Below are 19,639 nucleotides of genomic sequence, written 5' to 3'. Positions count from 1 at the left end.
ATGAACCCGCACCGATGGCTGCGCCCAGTAGCGGGTTCAGAAAGAGCAGGCCCAGCAGAGTTCCCCAGAACATTCCGCCGACGGCACCGCTGACGGTGAGATTCACGGCCTGATGCAGCTGTGGCTTACCTCCCGCATCGCGAGTCACCACGACCGCGTCTTCCATTTCGATCAGGTACTGGGTTTGCAGTTTCGCAAATTCCGCACGCATGGCAAAGGCGCCGGCTTCGTTGTTGAACCCAATGACAATGAGGCTGCTCATGGAGCGACGCTACTTGTGCGGTGCGAGCTGTGCTATCGGACTTTGGCCTTATGCCGTGCCAAATCCTACCGGTAGTGAATGACCCGTCCGTAGCCCATCGGCCAGCCTCCCCAGGCACCCCAGTTCATGTGATGGTAAGCAGCCGCCTGGTCCATCTGTTCTGCGGCCCGTTCCTCCTCGCGCAGCTTCTTCATGCAGAGGTGTTGATACGTCGTGAACTCCATCTTGCCCCCTACGAAGGCCTGGTTGTTCTCTGCGTCAGGCAGGATGTAGTAGGTCTTGCCCTGGTAGTTGATGGGTGTGACTTTGTCCTTGGGGAGTGACGAAAGGATGGCGACCTGGTCCGGCTTCACCGGGTTGATGACCTTGAAGCCAGCGGAGTAGGCGATCGTCTTGTGTTCCTCGAGCCGGCTGCTGGTGGCGCAGCCCGCGATCAGCATGGCGAGAGCTGCCGTGGCGAGGGATTTCAACGAGGTCTTGAACCTCATCAGGGTCGGCGATGGGATTGGGTGTGACGCAGGCTTCATGAAGTTCGTGTTTGCAAAGAGTAACAACATTGCCTGCGTACTCGAGTAGGACCTAGGTCCGATGGAAGTGCCGGATGAACGTGCCGGAGAGATTCCCAAGCTGATTTCAAACCTTCGCGGCGGACTGAGGCAGAGGTTGTGGAGCTGGAGCGTGAGGCTCACTCGGAGTTCGATCTGTGCTTTCGCAGCATCCTTCTTCGATACGATCTTGGGGAGTCGAGCGCGGTGGCGTGTTTATGGGCTGAAAGTGTGCCAGTAGACGGGCTATTCCAAGGGGCAGCAGCCTGAAAGATGACGGAGGCTGCCATTCGCGGAATCTTCTTCGGAAATCTTTACCTGCTTGATCGTAGAAGTGCAGTTCACTACAGTGCCTCGTACGAAAGAGTCTGAGGAGCAGCGACATCTGATGAAGCCTGCGCGGTTCGGTTCCAAAACATTATCACAGTGCACAGCCGGATTCCACCGATTCAAATGCTCTCCAAACTTGCTCTCGCACTCCTGGTGGCCGCGCTCGTTTCGTGCAGCGTGCATCAACGGAATTCCTGCCTCACTTCTGCTGGGTTGAATTCGATGCTTCGACTGAAAGCATCAAGGATGGAGTTGGTCGATGCTGACGTCTTGCTAGGTGAGAAGCCTGCTATCCTGGCCCAATGGAGGGAGGCACATTCGCGAAGACGTTGGAGCACTTACAGTCCGCTCGACCATCCACGCCGTATCCTGGCAACTTCTGTCGAGGGCGGCATAGCGCGGAAGCTTGACGTGAGGTTCTCTTTGGATGAGAGCCTTGAGTTCCAGAATCGCCTGTCCGAAGAAGCGGCTCTGTTGTCGGCTGCTGCTCCAAAGGTGTATCATGAGAGCATGAACGAGGAGCAGAAGAAAGCGTTCTGGACTCGCCATGCGGTGGAGAAATGGCTAATTTCCCTGAAACGACAGTCGCATGAGCAGATAGAGGGAAATGCATCTGAACGCTGAAAAAGAGCAGGCGGTGACCCCCAGAGAAGGCGTAGAGCAATCAATCAAAACCGAATCAAAGACATGAAGCCGGACTTTCCTATGAGCAATAGGTCCCCATCTGAGCTGCGAGAATGGGCGGTGCAGCTGGCCCGAGCTGTCTGTGAAGAGCGAGGATGGCCTTTCCGGGGGGCGGGTGCTATCAGCCGGGCATTTTTTTGGGAGGCGGTTCAAGATCAGGACGAACGTCGACGCGATAGGGATGAGTGTCATCATCGTCACCGACAACGCAGGGAAGATTCTTGAGACATGTCTTCTGCCCCGGTAGACCAATGCGCGGTGGCCAGTGGCACCGTAGACCGTGATTGGCTTCGGAGGAACGAAAAATGCTGATCATGTACACGGTGCCTTGATCAAAGTGAGTCGTCGTCAGTCCCCACGCGCGGGCGTTGTCCAGATGGTCTGGCAGATGGATTGTCTCGATGTCATCAAGTGTCTGTAGATGAATGTGCCAGAAGCCGGGCTATTCCGAAGGGCTTGCTGCCAGCGCAGCAAATCTGGTTCCCGGGTCAATTCAATCCTGTACCTTTGAAACTAATCTGTTAATCAAGTATTTGAATGGTGCTCCCCTTTGCGGTTCTGGCAGCTTTGTTCGTCAATACTTGTGCGACGATTCTCATGCACAAGCTGGCCGGGGCGTGGCGGATGTTGATCCACATAGCAGTTTGGTGCACTTTTGGGTTTATCGCGTATATTGTCGATTACGCGCATAGCGTAGGTGATGAGGCTCGCTTTGCCGCCATTTATAGCAATTTTACTTCCGCCTTGGCCGGAGGGGGGTTCCTCTTTGTGTTCATGCATGATGGGATTGTTTCTCTGGTTGTGTCTTTTCTTCGTTGGTCGATTCTGAAAATGCGGCGGATGCGGCGGCATGACGCTTGAAAATATCAACCGGTGCGGTTCCGACTTCGGAGTTCTAGTAGGAACTGACATTTCGGATTTCTTGAGGGCAGTTTCCAGGGCTTTGGAGAGATGCCTTGACCCCACACAGGTGCTTCTGGAGCGAGATTCGACTCTTCATCGTGACAAAAAGGCCGGGTCGCTCTCGTAATCTGTGCGCTCGCCTTCCTTTCCATGAACCTTCGTCTCTCCCCGCCGGTTGATGTCCGTTGCCTCCTTGCGTGGGCCGCGGCTTGTTTGATTCCCGCGTCTTTGCACTCGCAGTCTGCCAATGGAGATCTTTCGCTGTGGAGCGATGGCAAGACGAACTATCAGATCGTGCTGCCTGATTCCGGCTCGCAGCCGGCCACGACCCTCGCTGGATCCCTGCAACAGACAGCGCGCATGTTGCAGACCGCCTTTCAGTCCAATGGCGTGGAGATCCCTGTGGTGCAGGAGTCGCAACACGAGCCGTCCAAGCCGGGCATTTATCTCGGGCAGACGAAATATGCTGCCCAGCAGGTTCCTGACGCCCTTCGACTGGAAGGTTGGGGCTATGTGCAGCAGGTCGTCGGAGAGAACGTCATCATTGCCGGCCATGACGCGCCCTCACGGCTGCCTGTAGAGGCCAAAGACCGTCGCCAACCAGGGTGGGACTTTGTCGGCACCGCCAAAGGAGCGGCCGACTTTGCCCGGCAGTATCTGGGGGCGCGTTTCCTCTATCCTGATCTTCCTTCGTACAGCCAGGTGGCGGATGCCGCCAAGGTCGATCTGCTGAACTCCCCGGCCATCGAATTTCTCAAAAAGCCGACGGCCTCTGTGCCAAGGGATCTTAAGCTCCGTCACAACCCGTTGTTGAAGGTCAATACGTCGCATCCGGCGAATGCGAGTTTCTATGACCTTTCCTTGAACCGTTTCCCACGGGTGGATTCTCTCTTCGGAGGGCACACCTGGTCACGGGCGATTCCTCCGGAAGAATACTCCAAAAGTCACCCCGAGTACTTTGCGCTGGTGAATGGCGAGCGGCAGAGTGTCCCCGCAGGCAATGCCCAGTATTGCCTCTCCAACCCCCAGGTGCAGGAGTTGATCTACCAGGACATGGTGCGGCAGTTGGAGAACGGATACGCCTCGGTGGATCTGGGGCAGCCGGATGGGTATCAGGAATGCCAGTGCAAGGAGTGCGGGGCGCTTTATGGCACGGGGGACGACTGGGGTGAGAAGATCTGGACCTTCAACAAGCTGACAGCGGAGCGCCTTCTGAAATCGCATCCACAGGGGCGGATCACCATGATGTCCTACATCCTGACGGCGCGCCCGCCCCAGACCTTCAAAGCGTTTCCGGCGAACGTGAACATCATGCTGACAGGTACGAATGAAACCGACATCGCTCCCTGGCGGGACTATGAGGTGCCGGGCGGCTTCAGCGGCTACGTTTACAACTGGTGCCCGAATCTGGTGACCCGCTATACGCCTATGCGTACGCCGGGTTTTGTGGAGGCACAGGTCAGAAGGCTGGCGGAGAACAAAACACAGAGCCTGCTGCGCGACGGGCCGGGCCAGCTCTATGGGCTGGAAGGCCCGGTGTACTACACCATGGGCCGTATGTTTGATGATCCCGTCGGCAACTCGGCTGCCAAACTGGTGCCAGAGTTCTGCGAGGCCGCTTTCGGGGGCTCGGCCCCGGCCATGCTTTCGTTCTACGACCGGCTCTACCACGCCATAAATCTTTACTCAGATCACATCGGCACCCGGGGCGATGCGTGGAGCTACCAGACCTATGATGGTCGGCGGCGCAAGACGGTGACGGATCCCTTTCCTCTCATTGCTTTCCTCTATCCTCCCCAAGTCCTCGCCGCGCTGGAGGGTGATCTTGCACGGGCGGAATCGCTGGCCGCGACGCCCAAGGTGAAGACCCGCCTGGCGCTGGTTCGAACGGAGTTCGACTACCTGCGCCATCTCGCCAAGGTGGTGCATCTCTACCAGTCCTTCGTCCTGCTCGCAGATGCTCCCTCCCGGGACCAGTTGCTGAACGCGATCGATGCCCGCAACGAGGCGATTGACGCGCTTTACAAGAAAGGCGCGCGCACCAGATCGGAAGGAGATTGGGCTCAGGTCTTTTTCCCTTTCTCCGGCCATTCGGCTGAGCACTTGAGGCTCGCTCACGATGGATACCAGGAGCCCTTCGCGAACACCTGCTTCAACTGGGACACCAAGAGCATGCGAGACGCTCCGTTGCCGGGCAAGAAACGTCTGGCGGTGGTGGCGGCCTCGTCAGGTGTGACGCTGGAGTCCGGTGCCTGGGCAAAAGCGGAGGAAGCGGATTTCACGCGTGTTCCTCCCTTCCACAAGCTTTCTCGCAAGTCGTCCGTGCGGGCGCTGTATGACCAGTCGAACCTGTACCTCCTGCTGACCAGCGAACTGGAGCCTGATACCAAGCCTCCCTTGCCCGGCACACGGCGTGAGCAGGCCTTGGGTGACAAAGAATCCGTGGACATCTACCTGGCCCCTCATGCAGGCCAGGAGCTGGCCTATCGGTTCATGACCGGCATTCATCCCACTGCACGATACGATGCGCTGAATGGGGCGGTGGCGGACGTCATGGACCCGCGTCATGGCAAGGATGATCCCGCCTTCAAAGGAGAGTGGGAAGTGCATTCCCGCACCGATGTGGCAACTCGAACCTGGCAGGCGCTGGTCACCATCCCTTTCAAGACGCTTGGTGCAGGGGTGCCCACGACCGGAACTCTCTGGAGAGCCAACTTTGCCCGCAACCATCCCCTCATCCGCGATCAGATCGACCGCTACATCTGGTCCTCAAACATTGGCAATGGCAACATGAATGACCGGAGCCTGTTCGGCGATCTGGAGTTCCGGTAGTCGAAGGCCTTGAAACATCCGGCATTCGATGAACAGTTGAGCACACAAGGAACCCGGAATGTTGCGTCGCCACTGTCTCTCCGTGCTCATAGCCCTGTCGGGCTTGGGCTCCTTGCCGCTTCTTGGTGAGTCAAACTTCGCGGTTTCTTACGCGGAGACTCTCGCCCAGCAGGTGACCGAGGCGATTGAGAAGAAGGATGAGGCCCGCTTCGATCTGGCCAGCAACAAGCTGATTGCCCTGCTCTACGCGAAGAAGAGCAACGAGGTGCACAAGCGGGTGGGTGAGCTCTTGGTGCAGTTTGACATCCAGTGGGCCCTTCCTGTGATGGTGGAGTGCATGGATCAGACCGAGTCCATCTGGACCCAGCAGATTCCCAAGGAGTTTCCCCTCACGACCGCGGTGGTGGCATTCGGTCGGCCTGCTGTGCCAGCCCTCCTGGAGGAGATGTCCGGTGGCAAAGTAGGTGCGTATCGTGCCAGCATGCTGGGGGCAGTCCTGGTCGGGATTGTTGGAACCGAAGAAGCCGAAAAACTTGTGAGTGAACGAAGGTCGGTGGTTGCCGGGAAGGCAGAAGTGGAAGGACTCGCGCTGGTTCACCAATGGATTGTTGAGGCTGGTACCACCTCGATCTTTCTCCGCATTGATCGCTCCAAACTCCCGGTGCCGAAAAAACATCTTTGGAGCCCGGATCCTGAATGAAGATGAGGTTTGATCTAGAAAACGGGTGCTTGGGACAGCATGAGGGGGCGGGAATGGTTGCCCGATGTGGACGATCTTTTCTATTTCCTCTTACCCCGCCTTCACTGCCAGGAACTCCCCTTTGCCCACTGGCACCAGCGCGGTGGTGAACGCTTCATCGGCATTCACCACTGCCACGAAACCCGCGACTTCCTCGGGGTGGGAGGTGGCGTTGTCCACCACCAGGGTGCCGCCGGGGCGCAGAAGGCGTTTCAGATGGGGCCACCAAGCCAGGTAGTCGGCCCGGTTGGAGTCGAGGAAAATCAGATCGGTGCTGCCACTGTCGGCGTTGCCCAGGAAGTCGCCCGCATCTCCTTCCACCAGGGTGATCAGTCCCTGCAACCCGGACTGTTCGTAGTTCTCCCGCGCCATGGCCACCTTGGCGGCGGAGCGCTCCAGCGTCGTGATGCTTCCTCCCAGCGGTTGGGAGGCAAAGGCCAGCCAGAGCGTGGAGTAGCCGTTGGAGGCACCCACCTCAAGGATGTTGCGGGCTCCGGTGGCGCGGATGAGTGCGGCCAGAAACTCTCCGGTATCGCGGGTGATGTTGAGCATCTTCGACTCCCGCTTCGTGTCGCCGTGGTCATGGTCTTCCCCGAAGCGTTCCAGTTCAGAGAGCAGGCTGTTGAGGGCGTCTGGGAGCTTCGACATGAGTGGCAAGTGGGCTGGGTGAGGGGGGAGATGCCAAAAGAAAAACGCATCTCAACCGGAGTTGAGATGCGTGAACTTGCCTGGGCAAAAATTCGCCCAGGGCTGGCTTAGGCGATCGCTTTCACCAACCCACCTTCCACGCGCACGGAAGAGCCGTTGATGCCGGAAGCGAGGGGACTGCAGACGAAGGCCACCACATTGGCAATCTCATCCACGGTCTCGAACCGCTTGAGCAGGGAGGTGGGGCGCACTTTCTCAAAGAACTCCTTCTCAAACGCCTCGAAGGGCTGACCGCCGCTGAGTTTATCCACGAACTCTTCCACCCCTTCGGATCGGGTGGGGCCGGGTAGAACGCTGTTCACGGTCACCTCGGTTCCGGCGCTCAGCTCCGCCAGGCCACGGGCCACCGCGAGCTGGGCGGTCTTGGTCATGCCGTAGTGGATCATCTCAGACGGGATGTGCAGGGCGCTCTCGCTGGAGATGAAGATAATGCGACCGCGATTGCGCTTGATCATGCCGTCGAAGTAGAGACGGCTGAGCCGCACCCCGCTGAGAACATTTACGTCGAAGAAACGTTGCCACTCCGCATCGGGGATCTCGGAAAAAGGCTTGGGATCAAAGATGCCCAGGTTGTTCACGAGGATGTCCACCTCAGGATAGGCAGCCGCGAGCTTCTCCGCCGTGGCGGCATCGGAGAGATCGCCGGGGAATTTCTCAAGCTGCGCGTTCGGCACGGCTTCGAGAATGCGGGCCACGGCTTCATCCACAGAGGCGGCACTGCGACCGTTGACAATGACGCGTGCGCCTTCGCGGGCGAGTGCTCTGGCAATGGCCAGACCGATGCCCTTGGTGGAGGCGGAGACGAGGGCGAGTTGATTTTCGATTTGCAGGTTCATGGTGGTGATCTGGGTGAGGTGTTAAGAGTTGAGAGCTAAGAGTGGCGTGGCGAGTTTAGGCCCAGCCTGTCAGCACGGTTTTGCCAATGCTGCGTTTGCTCTCCAGCAGCGCGTGGGCCTGCCGCAGATTTTCGGCGTTGATTGGCTTTAGTACGCCGCGATGGATCGGTTTGATCTCTCCCGCATCAATCAAGCGCGCCACCTCAGTGAGGATGCGGCCTTGCTCTGCCATGTCGGGCGTCTGGAATTTCGAGCGGGTGAACATGAACTCCCACACGAACGTGGCGCTCTTCGCCTTCAGTTCATCAATGTCCACCGGCTGGTCGTTCTCCACGATGCCCACGATCTTGCCCTGGGGCCGGATGAGCTCCGCCATGGCCGACCAGTAGATGTCGGTGTTGAAGAAGTTAGCGATGTAGTCCACCTCGGCGAACCCAAGCTCCTTGAGCTGCGGGCCCAGAGGCTCGCGATGGTCCACAATGTGATCTGCGCCCAGCTCCTGCACCCACACCGTGGTTTCAGGGCGGGAAGCCGTCACGATCACCACCAGACCGGCACGCTTGGCCAGCTGGATGGCGATCGAGCCCACCCCGCCGGCGCCGCCGATGATGAGCAGTGTTTTTCCTGCATCCTTCCGCCCTGCTGGGTCGATGCCAAGGCGCTCAAACAAGGCCTCCCAGGCGGTCAGGGTCACCAGCGGGAAAGCGGAGGCACCGGCGAAGTCGAGGGACGACGGCCTGTGTCCCACGATCCGCTCGTCCACCAGTTGATACTCCGCATTCGAGCCGGGGCGGGTGATGTCGCCAGCGTAGTACACCTCATCCCCGGGCTTAAACGCGGTCACTTCCGGGCCCACGGCTTCCACAATGCCAGCCGCATCCCATCCGAGCACCTTGGGCGTGGTTTCCACCACAGGCTTGGGGGAGCGCACCTTGGTGTCCACCGGGTTCACGGAGACGGCCTGCACTTTCACCAGCAGGTCGCGGCCGGTCGGGGTGGGTTGGGGAAGGTCCGTGTCGAACAGGGACTTCTCGTCGGCAATGGGCAGATAGTGGGTGAGGGCGATCGCTTTCATGGCTGGTGGGAGCATCTCTCACTACGCCCATCCGCACAATTCTGGATCCCGGCACATTCCGCGGACCAACCAGTACTTTTTGAGGATGACGTTCCGATCCGGGTGGGGCAACGCCCTCATGCACCCACTCCGGCCCGACAGGTCTCACGGATGGCGGTGCGAAAATCCGCCGGGGCCTGGCCGGTGCTTTTGCGGAAGACCCGGGCAAAGTAGGAAGGGTCCTTGTAGCCCAGTTGATAGGCAATCTCCGACACGCTGAGCTCTGTATGCATGAGCAGGCGCCGGGCCTCCAGCAGCTCCCGGGCGTGAATGAGCTCGCCGGCGGTGCCAGCGGTGAACTGTCTCACCACATCGTTCAGGTGCCCTGCGGTCACCCCCAATCTCCTGGCGTAGGAGGCCACAGACATCGGCTGGCGGAAGCTGTTCTCCACCTCCGCCTGGAACCGCTGCAACAGCTCCCGTGAGCGCCCTGTCTCTCTGGGCTCCGGCTCATGCCGCAACCAGGCACGACTGGCGAGCAGCAGGATCAGCCGGATGCTGTGTCGGCACATCTCCATCCACCCCTCACCGCGGGTGGCGTACTCCTGTTCGCATCGCGCGATGAGTGGGGCGACACCTGCTTCAAGGTCGGCGTCCGCCGTCAGCACCGGTGGGTAACACATGCGGTTCACATAACCCAGCTGCATCAGGCGGCTGGGCGGAGGCTCCCTGCCATCGAAGAACGCCGTGGTGAAGGAGATCAGTGTGCCGCGGATGTCATCGGCACCTTCCCAGCGGTGCAGTTGACCGGGGCTCACCAGGATGAAGGACGGGCGCGTCGCTGGGAGCTTGAAGTGCTCGAAGTCATTAAAGTGTGCCGCAGGACCATGCAGCCAGAAGAGCTCGAAATGCCCGTGGCGATGCATGCCGGGCGGGCGGTCCATCTGGGTATTGAGCACTTCGAAGCGACCCACGTACAGTCCCAGCTCGGCGATCTCCGGCTGCACGTAGTCGGTGAGCGGGTAGTCAGGGATGTCACGCGTCTCGGCCATGATGCACTTGGCATGCATACATCAGCCCGGGCGGCGTTTCACGGAAAATAGGCACTCACGCCCGGGTCATGGTTGCACGATGTCGTTCGCGTGGCGGGCGATCCAGTCCCGGGACCATTCCACGGCCTCCAGCTTCATGCCACAGAGAGGCGTGCAGTGGAAGATGAGCCCTTCGATCTGGCCCTCCTTAAGCCAGTCCAGACCGAGCCGGCACTGGTGCTCCATCAGGGGGATCGGGATCGTCTTCTTCTCGCCAAAGTCCCACATGTAGATGCCCAGCAGCGTGGGCTTGGTGGGGGCAATCTTGCGGTACGCGGCGAAGTTCGCCTCCAGATTCTCCAGCTCCCGGGCCTTCCAGGTCCAGAGGTACACCTTGTCCACGGGCTCCACATGCGCCTTGATGATGGGGTGGAGCTGGTTCGTGTAAATCACCATGGAAAGGTCCAGCGGTCGGCCAAAGGCCTGCAGGTCCTTCTTCACCTGGGCAATCTGCGCCACGGTGAGATGGGCGGCGGCCTCTGTGCCGCCGTTCTTGGGCAGGGCATCGCCCAGGAAGAGGTCGTCCATGTCCAATCCGGTGAGATGCGGGTTCTTCTTCGCGAGGTCGAGCGCCTGCTCCAGCTTCTGTGCGGTGGTGAAGTTCTTTCCTCCATCCACGAAGCTCCAGGTGAGGCGGCGGGTCTTGGCGAACTGCTTGACGTAGTCGTCGAAAGGAGGAAGGGGCGTGCCCGTGAATCGCACCATGCAGCAGTTGGGGATGCCCATGTATTCCAGCGCCGCCGCCGGCTCGATGTCGCTGTCTTTGCCACCGATGCCGTATCCTTGGGTCAGCGAGCCAGCATCATGCCCCCACATCCAGAGCCGGTCCCGCAGGGTGCGTTCATACGGAGGCTGGAAGGCCGCAGCCTGCTGACCGGCAGGAAGAAGGCAGGCCCCGGCAGTGAAGGCGGCGTGGGTGAGGAACTGGCGACGGCTTGGAGAAGGCAAGAGGGGATGCATAGAGGGTGATATCCGGCACAGGTGGGAATGGGAAATAACTAACGGGTGATCCGCTCACCGTGGAGTCAGCGCGCGGGTCAGGAGATTCCGCGTCATCCGCTGCACGCGCTCATCGGGGCCATGGGGGCGGCTCCAGTGCGACCAAGGCAGCACATGGCCGGGGGGCGTGGAGAGGCCTTGAGCCCAGAAGATGGTGGAGGCGTTGAAGACGAAGTTTCCACGAGGGCCGGGATAGATCGTGGCAGTCCATTGCTGGGGAGTCGTGCCGCCCACCCAAGCCGTGCCTCCGCCCACCACCTCCAGTCCGGGAATCTCGGTGGCCGGTTGTCCATGATACTCCCAGCCAATGAGACCGGGGATGGCTTCCCCCTTCTTCATGCCGGTGCCTTCGAAGATCCAGTGGTCAGGCTTCTCGCAAATCCAGTCTCCACCGCCGTTCACGGGGCGGACATTTCGGGCCCCCATGAGGAGCCCTTCATCCGGTCCCCGCGCAGGAAACGGGCCGTGGTTGGCCTCCCGGTTCCTGGCGTAGTCCTGCTCGGCCCCATAAGGGCCATCGCGGGAAATGATGCGATGCGGCACGCCATCGCTGCTGGGGCGCATGGGGGTGACCCAGCACACCGAGTTGCCAGAGAGGAAGAGCAGGCTCACCCCCGCATCTCTCATGGCCTCCACACTGCGGTACTGGCGGAGATCCCAGTACTCATCATGACCCACGCTGAGGAAGGCTTTGCAGCGCAGACCGCGATCTGGAGTGACCATGTCACTGTTGGAGCAGTAAGTGACATCGTAGCCGTGTTGCTCCAGCCAGTAGGCGAGGGGGAACTCAAAGGGGAGGAATTCCCCGGAGCCGACGGTGAGGGGATCGTTGACGACGCCGTTGTACTGCGACTCCCGGCCATAGGGGCGGTCAAAGCTGACATCTGCCCATGGGCCCTGGCCGCCCTGCGGATGGGTGTAGAGGGAGAAGTCACTGGGCCAGCGGTTGTAGGCCTGCCAGGTGTTGTCACTGCACTGAAAGAGGATGTCAGCAGGGCGTTCATCCCGCACGATGAAGGTCACATAACTCTGCCAGTAGGCCTCGTCTGCAGATTCAGGGACGGTGGTCATGCGACCGATGTAAACACCGCTCCGCCAATCAGTCGGAATGGTCAGGGTGACCGTGGGTTGCCAGCGGCACTCATGCAGGTTTTTTGCCCCCGGCTGCGGCGTGGCCTGGGTGGAGGCCTGAAGGGGACCCAACTCATGCACTTTCCTCGCACCCCGCCCCCCGTAGTAGCCGAGGCGGAATATCTCCAGCTGGAACTTCCGCGCCGGCTTGGCGGAGACCATGATGTCCAGCGTCTGGCCGGCCAGCACGCTCTGCCGCGAGCAGTAGCCTTCGATCCAGGGAGACCGGAAGTTCTTCCCGTCCACCCGGACCCGGGTGAGCTGCCAGTTCAGAGAGCCCGGCAGGGCGTTCTCCTGAGGAATCAATCCCGGACTGGGGGCCGCTTGAACCGACGCGGACCCAAGCGGCCCCGCCATGACTGCGGCACCGGTGGCAGTGAGAAAGTGACGTCGGTTCAGCGGAGGAGGCGTGCTCATGGGAGGGTACGAGGAAACAGAGGATAGGCTCTACTTGGCGTCGGCCACAGCGGCAGGCTTGGACACCTTGACGGTGCCCAAGGGGTGCAGCTCAAACTGGCGCACGATCATTTCGGCACCCTCGGTCTGGAGGAGGATCTTGCCCTGGCTGGGCTTGCACTCGAAGGCCTCGTTCACCTTCACGCCATTGACGAAATACTGCAGGGTGTCGCCCTTGGCGATGACCTCCAGACGCGTCCATTCACCAAAGGGGGACTCCACGTCCTCCTTGCCGCGGAAGTTCACCACATCCGCCCAGTCCACATCGCGTTTTTCCCAGTTGATGCGGCCCGCCGTCACGGTCTGGCGGGGAGCGCCGGGCTTCCAGATCTTCTCCTTGTCCCGATCCAGTGCGAACTCGGCACTGAGGGAGGTGGTCAGCGTCGTGCCATCGGGCATCTTGGGGGAGAGGACCAGAATGTCACCGACCCCGCCTTCAATGATCTGCGCCTCGATGCTGGCCATCCAGGTGTCGCCGTAGGCACCGTGAGGCCCATGGGAATGGAGGAGGAGGCCGTTATCGCGTGCCTTGGTCTCGCGTTTGCCCCAGGTCTTCGCGCCCCATTTGAACTCAAGCACGAGGTGGTAGTCACGATAGTTCTGCTTTGTGGCCACATAGCCGTAGCCCCGCCCGCTCACGTGGAGGTTTTTGTCTGGTTGGATGGTCCAGATCTCCTTGGGATCATCATGGAAATCCGCCTTGGGGTTCACGTGATACTCCACATCACCGGTCTTGACACTCTCCAGCAGGTCGATCTTGGTTTTGACTGGTTCTGCGGCGCTGACAGGCAGCAAGGAGGCCATGGGAAGCAGCAGGACACTGAGGGCCGTGGCCGCGGATTTTTTGGAGGGGATAATCATGGCCGATACTTACGCAAGGCCACGGCCGACGCTGTGTCGTCATTTCCGGCGAAGAAGTCTCCTTTTCCGGCGTGGATGAATTGGTCATCCGCGGGCTCTTACCGCAGCGCGGTAGGCGAGCGGGGAGCGCTGTTGATGCCGATGAAACTGCCGCTGAAAGTTTGCCGGGGATGGATAACCGCAAGTGGTGGCGATGCGGGCTACGGTGTCGTCCGTCTCAGCGAGCAGTCGACAGGCCCGGCCAATGCGCAGTTCATTGAGGTACTGTGGCACGGAGCGGCCCGTGCATTTCTTGAACAGACGACTGAAGGCGCTCTCACTCAGCCCCGCCATGATGGCCAGATCGCGCACGTGGATGGTCGCGGCCAAGTGGGACTCAATGTGCGTGATGATGGGCGCGATGCGGTCTGTCGAGCCATGGTGGGCCGGTGCGTGGAAGCCCGGTGAGGCGATCTCCACCAGATCCTTGGATTTCGCCAGGTCTTCCAGGATCTCAAGCAGTAGCACCACGCGTCGCAGCCCGGCGGCACGGGACAGTTGTTTCAATCTCAAGGCAGTCCGCCTACGGGTGACACCACGGACCTCCAGACCAAGTTGAGAGCGATGAAACAACTGATGAACCCGTTGCATGGAAGCATGCTGGAGCCAGCCCTCCCCCAGCAGATCCGGCATGAACTGCACCACAATCGCCTCCACCCGCGGCCGGCGACCTGAAACGGGGTGATCGTTGCGATAGTCGTGCGGCAGATCTGACCCGAGCAGCGTGAGATCCCCCGGGCGGAGGCGGGTGAGCTTGTCCCCCACCATGCGTTCGGTCCCGCCGCGCAGCACCAGCGTGATCTCGCACTCTGGGTGGTGGTGCCACACGCAGCCAAAATCCTCACCCCGCACGATTTCACACACCACGAGTTCCGTGGCGGCCAGAGGGGAGGGTTTTTCGACAACGAGACGCACAGCTTGAAATGTCCGCCCAGATCAGACTGTGACAAGTATTTGCGCCGAAGGAAGTGCGCTGCCATTTGCATGATACTTATGTGCCCATGACTGGTCATCCCGGCACCGGCCGTGCAAGCTTGACTGGGGCGTCCCGTAGAGGCAGGACGCTTATGAAATCATGGATGCCTGCTTTCCTCGTGATGTGCCTCTCCGCAGGCTTGGTGGCTGCTGCGGGCCCTTCATCAACCCCGCTGCGTGCCGGGGCCGCCACGAGCAATATCACGCCTGAGCTGGGGGCGAAGATTATCGGAGGGTTTGTGCCCTTTCCGGCCACAGGTGTGCATGACGAGCTGCATGCCCGCTGTCTGGTGCTGGATGACGGGAAGACAAAGCTGGCGCTGGTGGTGTGTGACCTTCTCGGACTGCACCGGAGCGTGAGCATTGAGGCGCGACGCCTGATCGAGGAGTCAACTGGCATCCCACCTGCGCAGGTGATGATCTCCGGCACCCACACCCACTCGGCAGCCAGTGCCCTGGGGGACAGCCGCTATGCCTCTGACCAGCCGCTGGATGACTACCAAAAGTTCATCGCCCGGCGCATCGCCGACGGCGTGCGGCGGGCGGTGAATGGCTTGCGTCCAGCGCAAATAGGATTCGCCACGGCAGAAGCTCCTGAGCATGTCTTCAACCGGCGCTGGGTGATGAAAGACGGGACGGCCCCCGTGAACCCGTTTGGCAAGGTGGACAAGGTGAAGATGAATCCGCCGGGAGGCAGCCCGAATCTGGTGGAGCCAGCCGGACCCACAGATCCAACGGTGTCCATCATGGCCTTGCGGGAGCCGCAGGGGCGGTTGATCTCTGTCTTTGCCGCCTACTCTCTGCACTACGTGGGCGGTGTGGGCAATGGCGAGATCTCCGCGGACTACTACGGCATGTTTTGCTCGGCGCTGGCGCGGTTGAATGGGGCAAAGGATGATGAGTTCCCGCCGTTCGTGCCCATCCTGGCCAACGGCACCAGCGGCGACATCAACAATGTCAACTTCCGCACCCCGCGCCCCTCGTCTCCTCCCTACGCCCAGATGAGGAAGGTCGCGGAGGATGTGGCGGCAAAGGTTCAGGAGGCCCTGGCCGGGACAGAGTGGAAGGATGAGGCAGAGCTGGAAGCGCGTTTCCGCGAACTCGAGCTGTCCTGGCGGGTGGTGAGCCCCGAGACTCTGGCTTGGGCCAAGGAGAAGCTGCCCAATGCCGACGTGCCGTCTGTGAAAGCCGATCTGCCCGCCATCTATGCCCGGCGTGTGCAACAGCTCAGTGCCGCAGAGGGCCCAGCACGCATCCCCCTGCAGGCGCTCCGGATAGGCGATATCTGCATCGGGACTTTTCCCTGCGAGACCTTCGCGGAGACTGGGCTGGAATTCAAAAAGCGCAGCCCGCTCAAGCACTCTTTCATGGTGGAGCTGAACCATGGCTATTTCGGCTACCTGCCCACGCCACGTCACTTTGAACTCGGTGGGTATGAGACCTGGCCGGGAACGAACTCCCTGGAGCCGCAGGCCGCGGTGAAGATGCTGGACGCCCTGCTGGAACTGGCTGGGGAGCTGAAGCGATGACTCCTCGTCTCCGGGCGTCCAGACGGTTTGCCCTTCCAGGTTGAGGGGCCGTTGCCGCAACGCTTCCGCGTTGTACTTGCACTTTGCCTCAGCGTCCCTACCATCGGGCGCGTGAGCATTGCCCCTGACTCTCCGTCCGCTGCTGTCCCCGGCTCAGAGCCCGTCATCGTGGCCCGGGCCGTGGCCAAAAAGTTTGGTGACTTCGCCGCACTGCAGGGGCTGGACCTGGAAGTGCGCCGTGGCGAATGCGTCGGGCTCCTGGGCCCCAACGGCGCGGGCAAGTCCACCTTCATCGGCTGTCTCTATGGGGCGGTCCTCCGCACTGGTGGCGATCTCACCGTCTTCGGTCACGATCCCGCGCAGAATCCGCGGAAGATCAAAGAGCGTCTTGGAGTCGTTCCCCAGGAGAACGCCCTGGATGAAGGTCTGACGGTGATGGAGAACATGCGTCTTTATGCGCGGTTTGAGGGGGTGGACAAAAAAGCCGCCCTGCCGCGCATCAACGAGTTGCTGGCCCACATGTCCCTGGATCACAAGAAGGAGGCACCAATCAAAACCCTCTCCGGTGGTATGAAGCGCCGGCTCGCCTTTGTGCGGGCACTTCTGTCTGACCCGGAACTCCTCATCCTGGACGAGCCCACCACCGGCCTGGATCCCGCCGTGCGGCACCTCATCTGGGAGAAAGTGATTTCCTATCGCCAGGCGGGCAAGACCGTCATGGTCACCACCCACTACATGCACGAGGCTGAGATCCTGTGCGACCGCATCATCATTCTGAACCGCGGAGCGGTGGTCGGCGCAGGGGCTCCACGCGCACTCATCGACAAAGAGACGCCCGGATTTGTGGCTACCTTTGCGCACGACTTTGATGCCCGGATCAAAGCGGAGCTCCAGCCCAGCTGGGAACTCTTCCACCAGGGGCGGCAGTGCTGTGTGCGCGCCCCGAAGATCGATGACCTCCTGGCCCTGCAGCAGACGCTGGGCACCACGGCGCTCCAGTTGCGCCCGTCCAACCTCGAAGACGTTTACCTGAAACTCACCGGCCGCGAGCTCGACGACAATGACTGACGAATTCCGCACCTCCTTTCAACTGGCCTGGCATGTGGTCGTCCGCAACTGGGGGGTCTATCGCAAGGACTTCCTCGCGAACATCTCACCCACCCTGGCGGATCCCGCCCTCATGCTCACTGCTCTGGGGATGGGGCTCTCACCTTTCATCGGGCAGATCGGCGGCCTCTCGTATGCCCAGTATCTGGCTCCGGGCATGGTCGCCACCACGGCGCTCTTTACCGCCTTCTTTGAGAGCAGCTATGGGTTCTATGTAAAAATGACCTTTGAGTCCGTCTTCAAGGCCATGCTCACCACGCCCATTGGCGTGCGGGAGGTGGTCATGGGAGAGTTCCTCTGGGGCTTCATCCGCGCGGCGCTGATGGGCGGCACGGTGGGCGTCTTCCTGCTCCTCATGGGGCTGCTGAGCAATCCGTGGGCGGTGTTCCTCTTTCCGCTGATTTCCGGTCTGCTCGCCGTGCCCTGCGGGGCCATTGGTCTGCTGGCCTCCGCCATGGTGCGGAACATCAACCAGTTCCAGACGGTTTACTCCTTCCTCATCGCCCCTATCTTCTACCTGTCAGGCGTGTTCTTCCCGTTGGGAGACCGTCCCGTGTTGGGCGTGATTGTGCAGTTGTCACCCTTCTACCATGGAGTGCGGTTGCTCCAGCTCAGTGCTTGGGGCCAGTGGCAACCCGGCGAGATCGCCTGGCACCTGGGGCTGCTGTTGTTGTTCACCGCGGGCTTGGGTTACTGGGCCTACCGCAAGGTGGTGAAGATTCTAACGACGTAGGCGGGGCGTTGGGTGGATGAAGGTCGGTCGACTACACCTGCCACAGACGCTTCAGCTAGTGCCTCCTCACGTCGACAACTACATGGGAGATGCGTGGTTGGGAATCAATGACCAGTGGGTATGCGTAGGGGCGTCAGCCGCCATTGGCCTGCCTGCGAACACATTGGCTCCTTGATTCCTCCTTCTGCCGGAGTGCTCACAACACCGGTGTAGTTGTCGACGTGAGGAGGCACAAATTTCCCGGTATGTGGCGAGGAGGCAGGAAAGGGAACCAAGAAGCCAATGTATACGCTGGAACCTGGCGCTCGGGTGCCTCGCCTGACCCAGGCTGTTATGTTGACGCCGTTGGCGTCAGAGCCTCCAGCGTTAGGTGACGGTCAATCTCGTCCTGTGCCTACGCCTCACCACCCCCTCATGCCAGCACGCCCTGCACCACGTGCCCGTGCACATCTGTGAGGCGGAAATCCCGCCCCTGGAACCGATAAGTGAGCTTCTCGTGATCAAAGCCCAGTTGGTGCAGCAGGGTCGCATTCAAGTCATGCACATGCACGGCATCCTTGACCACATTGAAGCCCAGCTCGTCGGTCTCGCCGTGGATGTGCCCTTTCTTGAACCCGCCGCCAGCCACCCACATGGTGAAGCAGCGGTTGTGGTGGTCGCGGCCATCATTACCTCCTTGAACCATGGGTGTCCTCCCAAACTCGCCACCCCATACCACCAAGGTGTCATCCAGCAGGCCCCGCTGCTTCAGATCCTTCACCAGTGCAGCGCTAGCCTGGTCGGTGTTCTGGCAGTTCTCTTTGATGGCCTTGGTCAGGTTGCCGTGCTGATCCCACGCCTCGTGAAAGAGCTGCACAAAACGCACCCCGCGCTCAATCAGCCTGCGGGCCAGCAGGCAGTTCCGGGCATAGGACGCTTCCTTCACATCCTTGATTCCGTACATTTCCAGGATGTGTTTCGGCTCCTGGCTGAGGTCCATCAGCACCGGTGCGCTGGTTTGCAGCCGGTAGGCCATTTCATAGGCATCGATGCGCGCAGAAATCTCCGGATCCCCGGCATCGCCCAGCGCCAGGCGGTTCAGCTCATTGAGGGTGTCCAGCGAGGCCCGCTGGGCGGGGGCGTCGATGCCTCGCGGGTTCGAGAGGTATAACACGGGGTCCCCAGCGCTGCGGAAGGGGACGCCACCATAGGAAGTGGGCAGGAAGCCGCAGCCATAGTTGCTCGCACCGCCGCTGGTGCCCTTGGCGCTGGTCAGCACCACATAGCCCGGCAGGTCCTCACACTCGCTGCCCAGCCCGTAAAGGGTCCAGGCACCAAAGCTGGGCCTGCCAAACTGCTGCGACCCGGTGTTCATCAGGATCTGGGCTGGCGCGTGGTTCACGGCGTCAGTCTGCATGGAGCGGATCATGCACAGGTCATCGGCCAGACCCGCGGTGTGGGGCAGCAGTTCGCTGAAATCGAGTCCGCTTGCCCCGTGTTTGGAAAACTTGTACTTCGCCCCGAGCAAGGCGGAGTTTGGCTTGATGAACGCGGCGCGATACCCGTTGAGCAGCTCGGGGGGCGGCAGCTTGCCATCGCGTTTGGTCAGCTCCGGCTTGGGGTCGAAGAGTTCCAGATGACTGGGGGCTCCAGCCTGAAACATGTAGATGACCCGCTTCGCCTTGGCGGGGAAGTGCGATGTTGGCGCGCCGCTGGCGATCGCGGAAGACGCCGTTGCCGAAGCCTCGCGGGCCAGCAGAGAATTGGCGGCGATTCCGGCCAGTCCGAGACCGCAGTCGCGGAGGAACCAGCGTCGCTTCAGATAAGTAGGGGCAGAAAACATGGT

General features: G+C 60.8%; 18 protein-coding genes. 7 read left to right on the top strand and 11 right to left on the bottom strand.

All coding sequences use genetic code 11. The features are described from left to right. A partial coding sequence (locus BV034_RS30390; protein WP_265593637.1) for a DUF1269 domain-containing protein occupies nucleotides 1-262 on the bottom strand: 262 nt, incomplete at its 3' end. Nucleotides 263-327: 65 nt separating this feature from the next. Beyond that, a complete protein-coding gene (locus tag BV034_RS30385; RefSeq protein WP_265593636.1) occupies nucleotides 328-750 on the bottom strand; it encodes a hypothetical protein in 423 nt (140 codons plus the stop codon). Between the two features lie 510 nt (nucleotides 751-1,260). Between BV034_RS30385 and BV034_RS30380 the strand changes: the two genes are divergently transcribed. The 4 genes from BV034_RS30380 to BV034_RS30365 all read left to right on the top strand — a co-directional run bounded on the left by BV034_RS30380 (nucleotide 1,261) and on the right by BV034_RS30365 (nucleotide 6,256). Continuing rightward, nucleotides 1,261-1,761, top strand: coding sequence for a hypothetical protein (locus BV034_RS30380; protein ID WP_050030699.1), 501 nt, complete (start codon nucleotides 1,261-1,263; stop codon nucleotides 1,759-1,761). 597 nt (nucleotides 1,762-2,358) lie between these two features. Continuing rightward, nucleotides 2,359-2,682 carry a hypothetical protein gene (locus BV034_RS30375; RefSeq protein ID WP_050030698.1) on the top strand — a complete coding sequence of 108 codons (324 nt, stop codon included), beginning with the start codon at nucleotides 2,359-2,361 and terminating at the stop codon, nucleotides 2,680-2,682. Nucleotides 2,683-2,874: 192 nt separating this feature from the next. Then, complete coding sequence (locus tag BV034_RS30370; protein WP_081888225.1) at nucleotides 2,875-5,556, top strand: DUF4838 domain-containing protein; 2,682 nt, start codon at nucleotides 2,875-2,877, stop codon at nucleotides 5,554-5,556. Between the two features lie 58 nt (nucleotides 5,557-5,614). Next, nucleotides 5,615-6,256, top strand: a complete 642-nt coding sequence (locus BV034_RS30365; protein WP_050030696.1) for a hypothetical protein — start codon at nucleotides 5,615-5,617, stop codon at nucleotides 6,254-6,256. 90 nt (nucleotides 6,257-6,346) lie between these two features. On the opposite strand, the gene BV034_RS30360 is transcribed toward BV034_RS30365, so the two are convergent. The 8 genes from BV034_RS30360 to BV034_RS30325 form a co-directional block, all read right to left on the bottom strand. After that, nucleotides 6,347-6,943 (bottom strand): class I SAM-dependent methyltransferase, encoded by a 597-nt coding sequence (locus BV034_RS30360; protein WP_050030695.1) that lies wholly within the window; start codon nucleotides 6,941-6,943, stop codon nucleotides 6,347-6,349. A 107-nt stretch (nucleotides 6,944-7,050) separates the two neighbouring features. After that, nucleotides 7,051-7,839, bottom strand: coding sequence for an SDR family oxidoreductase (locus BV034_RS30355; protein WP_050030694.1), 789 nt, complete (start codon nucleotides 7,837-7,839; stop codon nucleotides 7,051-7,053). A 55-nt stretch (nucleotides 7,840-7,894) separates the two neighbouring features. Next, on the bottom strand, nucleotides 7,895-8,914 hold the full coding sequence (locus BV034_RS30350; protein WP_050030693.1) for a zinc-binding alcohol dehydrogenase family protein: 1,020 nt from the start codon (nucleotides 8,912-8,914) through the stop codon (nucleotides 7,895-7,897). A 116-nt stretch (nucleotides 8,915-9,030) separates the two neighbouring features. After that, complete coding sequence (locus BV034_RS30345) at nucleotides 9,031-9,945, bottom strand: helix-turn-helix domain-containing protein (protein ID WP_265593635.1); 915 nt, start codon at nucleotides 9,943-9,945, stop codon at nucleotides 9,031-9,033. 66 nt (nucleotides 9,946-10,011) lie between these two features. Next, a complete protein-coding gene (locus tag BV034_RS30340; protein ID WP_050030692.1) occupies nucleotides 10,012-10,944 on the bottom strand; it encodes a hypothetical protein in 933 nt (310 codons plus the stop codon). 54 nt (nucleotides 10,945-10,998) lie between these two features. Beyond that, nucleotides 10,999-12,531: a N,N-dimethylformamidase beta subunit family domain-containing protein gene (locus BV034_RS30335; protein ID WP_050030691.1), complete on the bottom strand. Its 1,533-nt coding sequence runs from the start codon at nucleotides 12,529-12,531 to the stop codon at nucleotides 10,999-11,001. A 30-nt stretch (nucleotides 12,532-12,561) separates the two neighbouring features. After that, nucleotides 12,562-13,431: a DUF1080 domain-containing protein gene (locus BV034_RS30330; RefSeq protein ID WP_050030690.1), complete on the bottom strand. Its 870-nt coding sequence runs from the start codon at nucleotides 13,429-13,431 to the stop codon at nucleotides 12,562-12,564. Nucleotides 13,432-13,515: 84 nt separating this feature from the next. Further along, nucleotides 13,516-14,385, bottom strand: a complete 870-nt coding sequence (locus BV034_RS30325) for an AraC family transcriptional regulator (RefSeq protein ID WP_050030689.1) — start codon at nucleotides 14,383-14,385, stop codon at nucleotides 13,516-13,518. 164 nt (nucleotides 14,386-14,549) lie between these two features. On the opposite strand from BV034_RS30325, the gene BV034_RS30320 reads away from it, so the two are divergent. From BV034_RS30320 to BV034_RS30310, 3 genes are all read left to right on the top strand, one after another. Continuing rightward, a complete protein-coding gene (locus BV034_RS30320) occupies nucleotides 14,550-15,974 on the top strand; it encodes a neutral/alkaline non-lysosomal ceramidase N-terminal domain-containing protein (RefSeq protein ID WP_081888229.1) in 1,425 nt (474 codons plus the stop codon). 111 nt (nucleotides 15,975-16,085) lie between these two features. After that, a complete protein-coding gene (locus tag BV034_RS30315) occupies nucleotides 16,086-17,042 on the top strand; it encodes an ABC transporter ATP-binding protein (protein ID WP_050030687.1) in 957 nt (318 codons plus the stop codon). Then, entirely contained in the window at nucleotides 17,035-17,814 is a 780-nt protein-coding gene (locus BV034_RS30310; protein ID WP_050030686.1) for an ABC transporter permease, read from the top strand. The genes BV034_RS30315 and BV034_RS30310 overlap by 8 nt, the downstream gene beginning before the upstream one ends. Nucleotides 17,815-18,226: 412 nt before the next feature. On the opposite strand, the gene BV034_RS30305 is transcribed toward BV034_RS30310, so the two are convergent. After that, nucleotides 18,227-19,636 carry a DUF1501 domain-containing protein gene (locus tag BV034_RS30305; protein ID WP_050030685.1) on the bottom strand — a complete coding sequence of 470 codons (1,410 nt, stop codon included), beginning with the start codon at nucleotides 19,634-19,636 and terminating at the stop codon, nucleotides 18,227-18,229. Nucleotides 19,637-19,639: the final 3 nt, after the last annotated feature.

Source organism: Verrucomicrobium sp. BvORR034, assembly GCF_000739635.1.
GTDB lineage: Bacteria > Verrucomicrobiota > Verrucomicrobiia > Verrucomicrobiales > Verrucomicrobiaceae > Verrucomicrobium.
This window is presented reverse-complemented; position numbering and strand designations above follow the sequence as displayed.

Bases quoted from the DNA above. Each gene is read 5' to 3' on its own strand.
- BV034_RS30385 (WP_265593636.1), bottom strand. From the start codon at position 750: ATGAGGTTCAAGACCTCGTTGAAATCCCTCGCCACGGCAGCTCTCGCC.
- BV034_RS30380 (WP_050030699.1), top strand. From the start codon at position 1,261: ATGCTCTCCAAACTTGCTCTCGCACTCCTGGTGGCCGCGCTCGTTTCG.
- BV034_RS30375 (WP_050030698.1), top strand. From the start codon at position 2,359: ATGGTGCTCCCCTTTGCGGTTCTGGCAGCTTTGTTCGTCAATACTTGT.
- BV034_RS30370 (WP_081888225.1), top strand. From the start codon at position 2,875: ATGAACCTTCGTCTCTCCCCGCCGGTTGATGTCCGTTGCCTCCTTGCG.
- BV034_RS30365 (WP_050030696.1), top strand. From the start codon at position 5,615: ATGTTGCGTCGCCACTGTCTCTCCGTGCTCATAGCCCTGTCGGGCTTG.
- BV034_RS30360 (WP_050030695.1), bottom strand. From the start codon at position 6,943: ATGTCGAAGCTCCCAGACGCCCTCAACAGCCTGCTCTCTGAACTGGAA.
- BV034_RS30355 (WP_050030694.1), bottom strand. From the start codon at position 7,839: ATGAACCTGCAAATCGAAAATCAACTCGCCCTCGTCTCCGCCTCCACC.
- BV034_RS30350 (WP_050030693.1), bottom strand. From the start codon at position 8,914: ATGAAAGCGATCGCCCTCACCCACTATCTGCCCATTGCCGACGAGAAG.
- BV034_RS30345 (WP_265593635.1), bottom strand. From the start codon at position 9,945: ATGGCCGAGACGCGTGACATCCCTGACTACCCGCTCACCGACTACGTG.
- BV034_RS30340 (WP_050030692.1), bottom strand. From the start codon at position 10,944: ATGCATCCCCTCTTGCCTTCTCCAAGCCGTCGCCAGTTCCTCACCCAC.
- BV034_RS30335 (WP_050030691.1), bottom strand. From the start codon at position 12,531: ATGAGCACGCCTCCTCCGCTGAACCGACGTCACTTTCTCACTGCCACC.
- BV034_RS30330 (WP_050030690.1), bottom strand. From the start codon at position 13,431: ATGATTATCCCCTCCAAAAAATCCGCGGCCACGGCCCTCAGTGTCCTG.
- BV034_RS30320 (WP_081888229.1), top strand. From the start codon at position 14,550: ATGCCTGCTTTCCTCGTGATGTGCCTCTCCGCAGGCTTGGTGGCTGCT.
- BV034_RS30310 (WP_050030686.1), top strand. From the start codon at position 17,035: ATGACTGACGAATTCCGCACCTCCTTTCAACTGGCCTGGCATGTGGTC.
- BV034_RS30305 (WP_050030685.1), bottom strand. From the start codon at position 19,636: ATGTTTTCTGCCCCTACTTATCTGAAGCGACGCTGGTTCCTCCGCGAC.